The following is a 12,316-nucleotide window of genomic DNA, read 5'->3' as shown; positions in this document are numbered from 1 at the left end:
GACAGGCCGCTTTAACTACTACTCGGTAACTAGCTGATCCGTAGGTGCAATAAGTACCACCAATCCACCGAAAGATACCAGCTTTTGCCGCCAGATTGGCATATGATTCGCTCCCGTAGGGTATGTCTACGATGAATACCACCCAGCTTCCCAAACACACCCGACAGAAGCTAGTTTCGTTTGCCCGGCTTTTGGTGCAAGGCACGCCATTGGAGCCAATGGCGTACGAACAACAGTTATTACAGCAATTTATTGACGGGGAGGTGAGCATTGACGAAATGAGCTACCGCTTAGATCAGTACGCGGCCGCCAACGCGAGTGTAGACTAAAACGGAGGTAGGCAGTCTTCGTCTTGCTAGCGCCATCACAGTCGACGGATACAAGGCAGGAACTGGTGTAATGACAAAGCCTGGCTGCCTACATCGGCGGCCGTCCAAAAGGCCAGGTGGTGGAGCCTATACAGTTGGTTTCTTGGTCGAAAAAACGCTACGCTTAGTCGAAAACGCTAGGTAACGGAGGCGCAATTCAGCTAAAAGCTCCCACCTTGCCTGCATGCAACATACTCCCTCGTCACGGCGGCGCAGTCGGTTTCCGCTGGTCTTTGAGTTCCTGATCTGGAGCCTGTATGTGGGCTGCTATAAGTATGCACAGTACTTAGGCGAGGCGGTACCTCTTTCCTTGACTACCAAGGAAAACTTCCCCTACCCCCAGCTCATCCTATTTGCACTGGTGGCCACGCTGTACATAGTGCCCTACTACCGCTGGCTGGTACCTACTCTGCTACAGCGACGGCGCTACGTGGTGCTCACCTTGGTTTCCTTGCTATACCTGTGGTGGGCTATCAAGCTGAACGCCGTATTAGCCACCGTACTGTTTCGGCCGGTAGCCGGCACGGGCCTACTCCTCGATTTCTATACTTCCTACCACCACCTGAACCTGCAGCAACTCCCCCGCCTTGCCAATGCTCAGATAACCCTGCTGTTCACTGATTGGCTGGCTTTCAGCTGCGTGGCTTTCGTCCGATTAGCCTTCCAACAGGAGGCGCGGCGCCACCAGGTAGAAAAAGACCATTTGGCCCTGCAGCTGGAGCAGTTGAAAACCCAGCTGCAGCCACACTTCCTGTTTAACACGCTCAACAGCATATACGGCCTAAGCTTAGCCGGCTCGCCGGATACGCCGCGCTTTATTCTGTTGCTTTCCGAATTGATGCGCTACGTGCTCTACGACAGTGGTAGGGCGAGTATTTCGCTGACGGAAGAAATAGTGTTTCTAGAGAATTACTTCGAGCTGGAACAACGCAAGTATCCCGGCGCCCGCATCCAGTTTGCCACGCTCGATAGCACCACAGTGCCGCCGCAGGTTCCCCCATTGCTGCTCCTTCCCCTGGTAGAGAACAGCTTTAAGCATGGGCGCCACCACCACACCGAGCATGCCGGCGTGGAAGCAACCCTCACAACCAGGCCCGGCCAGCTCTGTTTCACCATTGAAAACGATATGCTGCCGGAGGCTCCTCGGGCTACGGCACGCCGCACTGGGGGCATCGGACTACAGAATATTCAGCAGCGCCTACAGCTGTATTATCCGGGAGGCTATGAATTGCAGCTTTCGCAGCCAAACGGCCGCTACCGGGCAGAGCTGACGATTACCCTTCCCCAGTAGCCGCCTGCATTGGGTACAAGGGCGCCTTTTTGGTTGAGCATAAGATGGGCAATAACAACTATTTGGGCGGTAATGGGGTAAGCAGGAATCTTCCTTCCTCCCACTGTACTTCTCCCACCCACTTCCATGCAAAGCACTACCTTTTCTACCCTATCTCGCTCATGGGCTTCAGCGGCCTTGGTGTTCACAGTACTGGGGTTGAGCCAGTGCGGCATCAGTGAGCAAGTGCAGCAAGCCAAGGCCTTCAAAGGCGCCCAAATTCGGCTGGCATCCGTTGAACAGGCCACCGTAGCGGGAGTAGACGTTACTCACCTTCGGCAGCCTGGCGACCTCACTACCTTGGACAAAGCCCGCATTGCCGCCGCCTACGCCACTGGCTCGTTGCCCCTACGGATGCGGGTAAATCTAGAAGTGCGTAACCCCAACGCGGAAACCGCGGCGCTCAACGCCTTCGACTACATTGCGCTGCTCGATGACAAGCAGGTAGCCACGGGCCGCAGTACGGAACGCATTGAGGTAGCTCCCAACGGCGTAGCCACGGCTCCCGTTACGTTGGAAAGCAATTTGCGCGATGCTTTGGGTGAACAGTCGGGGGAGGCACTAGCCAGTATGGTACTCGGCCTCGGCGACCATGATCGGCAGCCCATGCGCCTCACGCTTCGCCTAAAACCCACTTTTGTCACCAGCTCAGGTCGTACCATTTCGCCGGGCGGCTACATCACGGTGAATAAAGAATTTACAGCCTTCGATGTGCTAGATGCCGTTGACCGTCGCGACTCCCTTAAGCAGCGCCCGTAGCTTGCAACAACCCAACGCAGGTAGTGGCGCCAAGCGCGTAACAGGTATATTACCACTTGGCTGGCATGTGAGAACAGAACTGTCAAGTTGACCAGAATGAAAGCTTTGTGCGTCTGTTACTTGCTGGACGACGCTTTAGGCTTGAATACCGTTCGGAAAGCCTGTAGCGCTGCCGGGTGGTAGATAGTAGCGTGCGTTTCTTCGGGCATATCCTTGTGGTACCAGATGAAATTGCCCGTAGCCGCATGCTGTAGCGCTTGGTTGAAGCGATGCGTGGAGGTTTCCCCTAGAACGTCGCTGCTGAAAGCTACATACAGCGTTTTGGCCGGGCCAGCGTACGAGTGCAAGCGGCTGTCGGCCTCGCTTGCCAGCTTCCCGTTGTTCCACCACAAACTAGGGTCAAACGCCAGGTACGTGTCAAACAGGTTGGGTTCCTGTACAAGCGTTTCTACTACAAATAAGCCCGCCAATGATTCGCCTACTATGGCGGTTTCGGCGGTGGTGCGGTAACGTTGACGTATGGCGGGCATCAGTTCGGCGCGTATAAACTGCCGAAAAGCGGCAGACCCGCCCACCTTAGGCGCTATTTTCCGGTCCTCGGCGTTGGTGGTTGGCCCAGTCATATCACGTCGCCGGGCAGTGTTTTCAATGCCAACCAGAATGAAGGGGCGTATACTACCATTGCCGGTCAATACTTGTAGTAGCCCTGCTACATGCAGAAAATCTTCTGCCAAGCCGCCATCGGGCATGTACAGTACGGGCAGCCTCACCGTGGCAGAATCTGCATAGACCGGCGGCAAATACACATTGATGCGGCGGCTTTCTCCAAGCGTGGCCGAGGACAAGGTGAATGTCTGTCCAATGCTCACCGGCGAGGCACGCTCTTGCGCTACCACCTGGCCGGCCGCCAAACTACACAGAAAAGTAAGAAACAGGAATCGAAAAACGACTTTCAACGGGCTACGCAGTTATTTGTGGATGTTGCCCTATCAATTCTGCTCTGCTACTAGTAGAAGGCTTGGATGCGTGCTGCTGGCCTAGCGCGGCTCCAACGTAGCCTGTTGAGCCCAATTGCTAGAGGAAAGGTCAATACTAGCAAGAAAATCCGGCAGTGCATCCCGAAGCAGTAGCAGTTTCCGTTTTCTAGATTAAGGGCTATTGCTTTACACTAGCGAAACTGGCCATGCGGCTATAACACCCCAGGAAAGGCAGCGCTAGCGAGAACGGGTAGCGGCGCTCTTTGATGCCGGGCCAGGGGCGGTAGTCAACTTACCGTTTACCAACTCATTAAGGTACTCCTCTAGGTAGGTATACCCACTGCGGGCGATGCTGTTGCCGTCGCGCTCATTCGCGGCGTTAAGGCCGTGAGCTTTTTCCCAGGTATCCGGCATGCCGTCATGGTCGGTATCAGCAGGAGCCGGGCCGCTGCGGTATACAGGCCAGCCGCCTACGTCTTCCTGAGAGTCGATGATGCCCTGGTGGAGGCCGTACGTGGCGCTGCCGCCGGGGCTACTGCCGGTGGCCGTACCCGTGCGAGTTTCCTTCACAATGCGCGCGTCTACCGCGTCGCGCACGGGCACTGTGGCTCCGGCGCCAGCCAGTACCGTTCGGTACGCTGCCTCAGCCGGTTGGGTAGTGATTGGCGCCAAGTTGGGCGTTTCAGTACGTTGTTTGAAGCGGGCAAAGTTGGCGGCCGTTTCCGGGTAATGATGCAGCCGAATGCCAGTCCAGTTGTTGGCCGTAACGGCGGGGTAGCCCTCAACATAGTTGCCGGCTGCGTACACCGTGGCAACAGGCTGCTCCGGTTTGTTGGATGCGTAGGCTTGGGTGATGTCAAAAATGACAGCCGCCCGTGTTGCGGGCGTGGCCGGGCCACCTTTATAATAGTTGTTGACTAGATTTAGCTGCCCACTACCACCCGGAATGAGCAGCTCGTTTCCGTAAGCCGCCTGCATGTTGCCCCAGTTGTAGATAACGTTATTGCGGTAGTCTACCACGGCTGTTGTGTCGTGGGCCCGGGCCCCGTTGAAGCGAATGGCCCGGCTATGATGGTGGGCAATCAGGTTGTGATGGTAGGAAGCATATTGCCCACCCCACACGCCTGCGTAGCCATGGTCGCCTTTGCCATTAAACGACGAATTCAAGCTTTCACTGATTAGGCACCACTGTACGGTCGAATACTTGTTGTCGTAGAACGTAGCCGCCTCCTCAATTGACCAGCTAAAGGAGCAGTGGTCAACAATGAAGTTGCGGCAGTTCTCCATATTCAGGCCGTAGACGCCCGATACGTTGGCCCCCGATGTGTTGCCGGGTCGGGAGCGGAGGTAGCGCACAATGATGTTAGAACCGTTTAGCTTAAAGGTGTAGTTTTTCAGGCAGATACCGTCGCCTGGGGCGGTTTGGCCCGCAATGGTGACGTTGGAGCGTTTGGGTTTGAGAGCCGATTTCAACTCAATTATGCCCCCGACGCGAAATACAATGGTAATCGGCTGGCCGGGGTATTGGGTGAAGGCCTCTCGGAAACTACCCGGCCCTCCGTCGTTAAGCGTGGTCACTTCTACCACCTTTCCTCCACGGCCGCCAGTAGCCAGGCGGCCAAACCCTTCGGCACCGGGGAAAGCTACCAGTTGCGCGCGGGCGGGCAGGGCAGCTGCGCTCAAAATGAGACCAACGAACAGCCCGCAGGCACGAAATGCACGACTAGACATGGTAAGAGCAGGTGAGAAAGCGAAGCGGTTTAACATCTTGGAAGCAGCGCGCACGGTGCCAGCTGCCTACGGCTATGTGCTGGCAAAGGCCAACCTAAGCGGAAGCTACAATGTACGCGGCGGGCCGGGGCACTAGACTGTACCATCTTGGCGGGTTGCTGGCCAGAGTTAACCAGTTTGCACTGCTACCGAACACTACAGTTTGGCAATCAGCTCAGACAGACAAACCGCATCGTAGCACGAACCCTATCTTTGGCCGTCAGATTCTCGCACATATGCTAGACAAGCTACGCGAACATATAGAAAAGGTAGTGCCGCTCACTGATGACGAATTTGCTCTCGTAAGCACGCATTTTACCCTCAGGAGGTACAAAAAGCACCAGTCTCTTATTCAAGAAGGCGACGTGGTGCAGTACGCCTATTTTGTGGTTTCCGGGTTGCTGAAGCTAGTCTATACGGATGCTTCGGGAAAGGAACACATTGTCTCTTTTGCAATGGAAGACTGGTGGGAAAGTGATTTTGGCGCCTACTATACTCAAACTAGAGCCACTATGTCGCTGGATTGCATTGAGGATGCCAGCGTGATTTGCCTACCGCTCGACAACTACCACCAGCTCTGCGCCAGTCTTCCGAAGATGGCGCATTTCTTCCTCACCAAATCGACTTTGGGGCATATTGGAGCGCAGCAGCGTATTTTATCGTTGCTTACTGCTACTGCTAAAGAGCGCTACGAGCAGGTACTGCAGCGCTTCCCTGGTTTGGTTCAGCGGGTGCCTAAAACGCTACTTGCCGCTTACTTGGGTGTTTCGCGCGAGACCCTTAGCCGGCTCTCCGCTTAGTGTGAGGTAGGTCACACTGGATTTGTGCGGTAGGTCACGCTCGTTTCCTAAGCTTGTTGGCAGTTTTGCAGCGCACATCTCACACCGCAAAAAGGCAAGCATATGAAAAAACAAATCACTAACCCGTGGCAGTGGCAGGATAAGCGCAGCTATGCGCAAGCCGTTGAGGTTACGCAGGTAGAAGGCACGCTCTACTGCTCTGGACAGGCGGCAGTAGATGCCAATGGCCAATCCAGTACCAGCGACATGGAGGCGCAGCTTGTTCAGGCTATCCAAAACCTGGAGCAGGTTATTACGGAGGCCGGGTACGAATGCCGTGGGATTGTACGATTGAATATTTACACAACTTCCACCGCCGAGCTTTTCACTTGCTTCGGTGTTTTTCAAGCGTGGATTGCCAAGCACGGTATCCAGCAAGCCTCCACAGTATTTGAGGTGCAGAGTTTGTTTGAAACGCTGAAAGTTGAGCTGGAAGCCACAGTAGTAAAGTAACTACTAACCAGTTGTTTCGCCTTTCCAATCTAACCGAGGTTAACCTTGCAAGACTTGGAGTAAGCCCCCATACCTACTCGTAGAAATGGCGGAGCCGGCGAATGGTGGTGAGCACAATCCAGTCGCCGAGGCGAGGTAGGTAGGTGTGTACTAGCACAATAAGCCGGCCTAGTGCGGAAATAACTGTGCGCTGCCGCCGCCGCCGAATGTGTCCTAAGATGATGCTGGCTACCTCAGCCTGAGATTTTTGCCAACGCGGAGGGCGATGAGCAATAGGTACCGGCTGCCCATCGGCGTCAAGAACGCGTTTGTCGGCGTCGTTTTGCGTGAAGCCAATATGAACTACTCCAACGTGAATACCCGTATGGTTCAACTCTAACCGTAGGGTATGGGCTAGGTTAGAAATGGCAGCCTTGCCAGCACAATAGGCCGAGCCGCTAGGCATCCCATTCAAGGCCGAAATGGACGAGATAAACGTGACGCTACCCCGCGTTTGAATTAGGTAGGGTAATGCAGCTTTTAGTGGGTATACCGCCCCGTACACATTGCTGTCGAGCACTTGCCGGAACACATCGGGTGCCATATCAGCAAAGTAAGCTCGCTGGGAAATACTGGCATTCGTAATAAGAATATCTATCTGTCCGAAAGCCTGAATAGCAGTATCTACTAAAGCTTCACAAGATGTGAAGTCCGTCACGTCGGCCACGCAGCTGACTACGGTGTAGCCTGCCTGCTCAAATTCCTGGTGGGTCTGGGCGAGCCGCTCGGCCATGCGGCCATTCAGTACGACAGCACTGCCCTGCTGGCAGAGGAGCCGGGCCGTTTCCCGCCCAATACCCGACTCGGAGCCGGTAACAATGGCTACTTTGCCCATGAAGGAGCCGCTACCTCCGTCAGAAGGGGGCCGCGCAACCATTTGCTTCGTGGTAGAACGTGATGCCGCGCTTGGTAATGCAGTATCACGCATAGTTGTGGTCTTTAAACCATTGAAAAGCTTCCGCAATAGCTATTCTTAGGTCGGTTTGGGGTAAGCCGAGTTCGGCACGGGCCTTTTGCACATTGAAATAATGTCCGTCATTGGCTACAGCCGCCATAGCCGAATTTAGTTGAGCAGGCCGACCCGTAAGCCTTGCTTTTAAGTCGCAGATAGTGCCGTAGAGGTAAGATATCCGGGCTGGCAGCAGCCACCGTGGGGCTGGCACACCTAGCACTTGGGCCATTAAAGCAAAGGCTTCCTGGTAGCTCAGGTTCTGGTTGCCCAGGATGTAGGACTCTCCGGCCTGGCCCTGCGTGAGGGCATTGATAGTAGCTACGGCTACATCCCGTACGTGTACGTAGTTCTTGCCGCCGGGAGGGTAACCTGGCAGCTTACCCCGGTAAAGCTCCAGCAACAAGGCATTGGAGGTAGGCTTAGCATCGCCTGGGCCGAGCATGAAAGTAGGATGTACCAGAACGGCGGGCAGTTCCTCATTGGCCACGGCGCGCAACACGCTATTGGTAGCAGCCAGCTTGCTATCCATATAGTCTAGTCCATACTGGTACCCAGCGTAGGGCCGGGTTTCATCGCCCGGATGCTGGCGAGTACCGAAACCAAAGACGTTGGCGGTGCCCACGTACACGAACCGGCTTATTCCCGCTGCACGGGCCAAATTGAGCATGGTTTCGGTGCCTTGCAAGTTAACAGTCCACACAGCGGGGTTTCGAGCTGGGTTAACCTGGGCCAGAGCAGCGGCGTGAATAATGGCCGCGCACCCATCAGTATAGCCCGCCATGGTAGCTGGCTGGCAGACGTCGCCTACTACAACGTCAACTGGCAATGATGTCAAGGGTGGCAATGCCAACGTATTTACAGGCCGGGCAGACCGCACTAAGGCCCGCACTTGGTAGCCACGTGCAAGGAGTTGCTGCACCAAATGGCGTCCCAAAAAGCCGTCGGCACCAGTTACAAGTACAGTAGGCATCAGCGGTAGTTAAGCATAGCCTTATAGGTGCGAGCAATGCGGGTAGGGGCTACTTTCAGGAAGAATAAGGAGAAGGCTGTCAGGTTGGCTAGCTGCACCCGCAACCAACTGTTGGTTTCGTACTTGCGCGCCGAAACTATCACATCTTTAGGTACAATTAGGAAACGTGCCTGCCGCCGAATGCGCTGGATGATGTCAAAGTCCTCCATGATAACATACTGTTCATCAAACCCCTGTAGGCGCTGAAACAGGTCGCGGGTGATAAACAAAGTCTGGTCTCCACCCCGACTCATAATTCCTTGAAAACGAGTTCCGAAACTATTGATGCGAAGCAGTGGATGAGGCGAAGCAAATCGAAAACGGTAGCAGCCTGCCTCGTAGCCCTGGGCCACCGCTTGCTCAATGGTTGAAACGTAGTCTGGATGAATTCCTACATCAGCGTGCACAAAATATAGGATGTTGCCGGTAGCCTGCTGAGCCCCGTAATTCATCTGGGCTGCACGGCCAGCACTGGGCGCGCATAGCACTGTAGCGCCCGCCTGCTGGGCTAGCTCGGCAGTACCATCCGGACTATTGGCATCTACCACCAGCACCTCTACCTCCTGCCCAGGATCGTACTGCCGTAGTTGGCGAATTAAGCTGCTAATAGTGGCTGCTTCGTTATAGGTGGGGATAATAACGCTAAGACGCATAGGGAAGAAGTTGAGAAGCGGAAGTACCCCACTTTTCAGATGGCAGAAAGGAAGACGTGGGCAGAGGATTTCACTGATAGCAAGGTAAAGTTCATGCTACTGTTTCCCTAGAACTGCATAGCTGCTCATATCTTAGGTATGTCTCCGAATCATAGCCAACACCTCTAGAGTGCGAACTATCCAGTTAAACCGAACAGGTGGAGTAGCAAATACTGGCACACGATACAGGGGACATTGTCACTTTACGAAAAGCCAATGGGTAGAAGATTGCCCAGGCTTCAATCTTTGCTGCCCCATGCCCACGTATATGCTCATGCATAAGCGCCTACCCATGAAAATTCCTGCCTTGTATTTTTCCTGTATTGCCGCTGCAGTAGTAGCTGTGTTACCCTCCTTTTCCCGGCCAGCAACTTCGGCACCGCATTCAGCTGCGCGAGCCGTTGCTACTGCCCCAGTGGACCACAGCACCTTTGATAAGCTGCTTAAAAAGTACGTCAACGCACAAGGGCTAGTCAACTATAAGGGTTGGAAAACCGATCAGGCAGCTTTCAACCAATACTTGCAGTTCCTAAGCAAAAACCCACCGACGGCTACTTGGAGCAAGGCAGAGCAAATGGCATACTGGATTAATGCGTACAATGCCTACACGATCCGCTTGGTGCTCGACCACTACCCTTTGCAGAGCATCAAAGACATTGGCACTAAGATTCAGATTCCTTTCGTGACCACACCCTGGGCTTCGAAGTTCTTCTCGATAGGAGGTACCAAGATGAGCCTGGACAACATCGAGCACGGCACTTTACGCAAGAAATTCAATGATCCACGCATTCACTTTGCGCTAGTGTGCGCTTCCATCTCATGCCCGCGGCTGCGCAATGAAGCATACACGGCCGCCAAGCTAGATAGTCAGTTAGAAGACCAAGGCCGGGACTTCTTGCGCGACCCTACCAAAAACAAGCCAGGTAAGGCTACGGCGCAGCTTTCTAAGTACTTCGACTGGTATAAAGGTGATTGGACCGAAAACGGGCAGACGGTAGCGAGTTGGGTAAACAAGTATGCAACAACCAAGATGGATAACGCCACTCAAATTAGCTACTTGGATTACAACTGGAGCCTAAATGCGCAGTAGACACTTCCCCGCAGTTTCCTAAACCGGCAGCAATGAAATATGTGGCGACCTGGTTACTAGTATGCGCCCTACTGCTCGAAACGAAGGCTCAAACCAGGCCTGTACAAAGCCCAGAAATTCGGCGTTATGCTATTGAAGTAGCAGGGCTACGTGTAGGCACCATGACTGCTACCCGACAGAGAGTAGGCCAAGAAGTAGTGTCAACACTCACTAGTGATGTGCAGGTCAACTTTCTACTGTACCACCTCACGGTCTACTATCAGGTTGTTAACCATGTTTGGAGTGGGCAACTTCGTCTCTCTACTGTTACGGCGCATACTAATCAAGGTGACTTTTCCTCGCGTACCGAGTGGAAGCATGACCATTACAACATTATAGCTGATCAGTATAAGCACAAATACCACGCAACGGAAAAGCAACCTATTACTTACACTGTAACTGACCTGTTTTTTGAGGAGCCAAAGAAGCACTCTAGCGCTTTTGCCGAATACTTCGGCGACTACTTTACACTGAGTTCCTCAGGTCCAGCAGTTTATAGAGCCTTCCGCGACGGGCGCGAGGATGAATACCGATATGCTGATGGCCAACTAATAACCATCATTAAGAAGAACCCACTCAAGAACTTCGTCATTCGGTTTCTACCGTAAGGCAAACCTGAACTTCTTTGTTGTGAGAAGAACTGAATGGCATACGTCAATTAACTGGTTAGCAGCTTACAACGGCCGTATAGTACCGCTCTTGTTATCGGCTAAAGCAGTTCAACGAAACATTATTTCCATAGCCTTAGCAGCTATTGAAACCTCACCTGAACAGCTGCAATCCTCTATTGTAATAAAATTTCAGCTTGATTATAAGCTATTTATGCCCGTAAGAATATAGTTACTCAATAGCCTATTCATGGCAGAGAATACTTTTAACGCCTAGCATGTCAAGCGGAGCATAGATATACAAATCACCTAAGGCCCACACCGGCATGTTGAGTTGTGCCATTGCTTCCCGTACCTGTTCTGCGGTCGTGGTAGAGGGAACATCCTCCACCAAGAGAGTACGCAAATGTTGAGCTGCAATGATTTGAGCAGAAAAAGGCAACTCGATATAAGGGATACTTTCGTCGCTCATAGAGAAAAGGAATAAGACACAAGTAACAAACTTACAAACTCTTAGCTAAAAAGGCGCACAGAGAATCGCTTAAAGAAGGCGACCATTACTTGCTACAGAAAGCTTAAGCCTACGGATTATGGCAAGTATATTTAATTGAAATACCAGCGCAGACGTATAGCGAAGCATTGTTCAACTAGGTCACACAACTTCTATGAAATCAGAAAGCCGATTACAACGCTTCCTTGACGCGCAAGAATCGTCGTATCCCATTGCTCTAACTGAAATTCAAAGAGGTAAAAAGCAGAGCCATTGGATGTGGTATATCTTTCCACAGATCAAAGGCTTAGGATTCAGTTCAACTTCGGCTTACTACGCCATAGAAGATTTAGCTGAGGCCGAGGCCTACCTTAACCACCCAGTGCTTGGCAGTCGGCTTGTACATATTAGCGAAGCCCTACTTGCTTTGAATAATCACGACGCCACTCGAATTCTTGGTAATCCTGATGATCTAAAGCTTAAATCATCAATGACTTTGTTTGCTAATCTTCCCGTCACCCACTCAGTGTTCCAAAAAGTGCTGGACGCTTTCTACAAAGGTGAACAAGACACTAAAACCTTAAAAATATTGGGCAAATAAAGGCTAAACGCAGCCCCGCCTAAGCAAAGACGGGGCGGTGGGGCGCTGCGTACAATGAAAGCTAGTCCCTAAGCCCCCGGCTGGTAGTGTTAACGCTAGATAGGCTTGTTGAGCAAAATAGATAAAAGAGCCTCCCGGCTGGGAAGGCCCTAAACGGGACGAGCCCCCGGCGCATCCCCCTCCTCCCGCTACGGGGAAGTTGGGCGACGCAGCCGGGGGCTCGTCCGCAAAAACAGTAAGGTTGGCGGCGACCTACTCTCCCGCCGGTGAAGGCAGTACCATGGGCGCTCCGGGGCTTAA

Annotated in this window: 14 protein-coding genes; 8 read left to right on the top strand and 6 right to left on the bottom strand. The window is 53.1% G+C overall.

Features of this window, described 5'->3' with window-relative positions; genetic code table 11:
• Positions 1-122 precede the first annotated feature (122 nt).
• The 3 genes from CHB83_RS20460 to CHB83_RS20450 all read left to right on the top strand — a co-directional run bounded on the left by CHB83_RS20460 (position 123) and on the right by CHB83_RS20450 (position 2,457).
• Positions 123-329: a hypothetical protein gene (locus CHB83_RS20460; protein WP_089334043.1), complete on the top strand. Its 207-nt coding sequence runs from the start codon at positions 123-125 to the stop codon at positions 327-329.
• Positions 330-552: 223 nt separating this feature from the next.
• Complete coding sequence (locus CHB83_RS20455) at positions 553-1,659, top strand: sensor histidine kinase (protein ID WP_089334042.1); 1,107 nt, start codon at positions 553-555, stop codon at positions 1,657-1,659.
• Positions 1,660-1,785: 126 nt separating this feature from the next.
• Positions 1,786-2,457, top strand: a complete 672-nt coding sequence (locus CHB83_RS20450) for an LEA type 2 family protein (protein WP_055562960.1) — start codon at positions 1,786-1,788, stop codon at positions 2,455-2,457.
• A gap of 116 nt (positions 2,458-2,573) precedes the next feature.
• Here CHB83_RS20450 and CHB83_RS20445 read toward each other — a convergent pair whose 3' ends face one another.
• Entirely contained in the window at positions 2,574-3,413 is an 840-nt protein-coding gene (locus tag CHB83_RS20445) for an alpha/beta hydrolase (RefSeq protein ID WP_089334041.1), read from the bottom strand.
• Between the two features lie 258 nt (positions 3,414-3,671).
• On the bottom strand, positions 3,672-5,165 hold the full coding sequence (locus CHB83_RS20440) for a pectate lyase family protein (protein ID WP_218823210.1): 1,494 nt from the start codon (positions 5,163-5,165) through the stop codon (positions 3,672-3,674).
• A 155-nt stretch (positions 5,166-5,320) separates the two neighbouring features.
• Here CHB83_RS20440 and CHB83_RS20435 point away from each other — a divergent pair, with 155 nt between their 5' ends.
• Together CHB83_RS20435 and CHB83_RS20430 are read left to right on the top strand one after the other, a co-directional pair.
• Complete coding sequence (locus CHB83_RS20435; RefSeq protein ID WP_245855396.1) at positions 5,321-6,004, top strand: Crp/Fnr family transcriptional regulator; 684 nt, start codon at positions 5,321-5,323, stop codon at positions 6,002-6,004.
• A 102-nt stretch (positions 6,005-6,106) separates the two neighbouring features.
• Positions 6,107-6,496, top strand: coding sequence for a RidA family protein (locus CHB83_RS20430; RefSeq protein ID WP_045690693.1), 390 nt, complete (start codon positions 6,107-6,109; stop codon positions 6,494-6,496).
• A gap of 73 nt (positions 6,497-6,569) precedes the next feature.
• On the opposite strand, the gene CHB83_RS20425 is transcribed toward CHB83_RS20430, so the two are convergent.
• Genes CHB83_RS20425 through CHB83_RS20415 form a run of 3 tightly spaced genes read right to left on the bottom strand, consistent with a single transcriptional unit; the run spans position 6,570 to position 9,149 of the window.
• Complete coding sequence (locus CHB83_RS20425; RefSeq protein ID WP_245855395.1) at positions 6,570-7,412, bottom strand: SDR family oxidoreductase; 843 nt, start codon at positions 7,410-7,412, stop codon at positions 6,570-6,572.
• Between the two features lie 43 nt (positions 7,413-7,455).
• Positions 7,456-8,457 carry an NAD-dependent epimerase/dehydratase family protein gene (locus CHB83_RS20420; RefSeq protein WP_089334038.1) on the bottom strand — a complete coding sequence of 334 codons (1,002 nt, stop codon included), beginning with the start codon at positions 8,455-8,457 and terminating at the stop codon, positions 7,456-7,458.
• Positions 8,457-9,149 (bottom strand): TIGR04283 family arsenosugar biosynthesis glycosyltransferase, encoded by a 693-nt coding sequence (locus CHB83_RS20415; protein WP_089334037.1) that lies wholly within the window; start codon positions 9,147-9,149, stop codon positions 8,457-8,459. Before CHB83_RS20415 ends, CHB83_RS20420 begins: the two co-directional genes overlap by 1 nt.
• Positions 9,150-9,480: 331 nt before the next feature.
• On the opposite strand from CHB83_RS20415, the gene CHB83_RS20410 reads away from it, so the two are divergent.
• Both CHB83_RS20410 and CHB83_RS20405 read left to right on the top strand, forming a co-directional pair.
• Positions 9,481-10,278, top strand: a complete 798-nt coding sequence (locus CHB83_RS20410) for a DUF547 domain-containing protein (RefSeq protein ID WP_245855394.1) — start codon at positions 9,481-9,483, stop codon at positions 10,276-10,278.
• Positions 10,279-10,310: 32 nt separating this feature from the next.
• Positions 10,311-10,925 (top strand): DUF6134 family protein, encoded by a 615-nt coding sequence (locus CHB83_RS20405; RefSeq protein ID WP_089334036.1) that lies wholly within the window; start codon positions 10,311-10,313, stop codon positions 10,923-10,925.
• A 244-nt stretch (positions 10,926-11,169) separates the two neighbouring features.
• Here the strand turns inward: CHB83_RS20405 and CHB83_RS20400 are convergent, their stop codons facing one another.
• Positions 11,170-11,397, bottom strand: a complete 228-nt coding sequence (locus CHB83_RS20400) for a hypothetical protein (protein ID WP_045690690.1) — start codon at positions 11,395-11,397, stop codon at positions 11,170-11,172.
• A gap of 193 nt (positions 11,398-11,590) precedes the next feature.
• On the opposite strand from CHB83_RS20400, the gene CHB83_RS20395 reads away from it, so the two are divergent.
• Complete coding sequence (locus CHB83_RS20395) at positions 11,591-12,016, top strand: DUF1810 domain-containing protein (RefSeq protein ID WP_089334035.1); 426 nt, start codon at positions 11,591-11,593, stop codon at positions 12,014-12,016.
• The last annotated feature ends 300 nt before the right edge of the window (positions 12,017-12,316 follow it).

The sequence above is a fragment of the Hymenobacter mucosus genome, assembly GCF_900188255.1.
Classification (GTDB): Bacteria; Bacteroidota; Bacteroidia; order Cytophagales; family Hymenobacteraceae; genus Hymenobacter; species Hymenobacter mucosus.
This window is presented reverse-complemented; position numbering and strand designations above follow the sequence as displayed.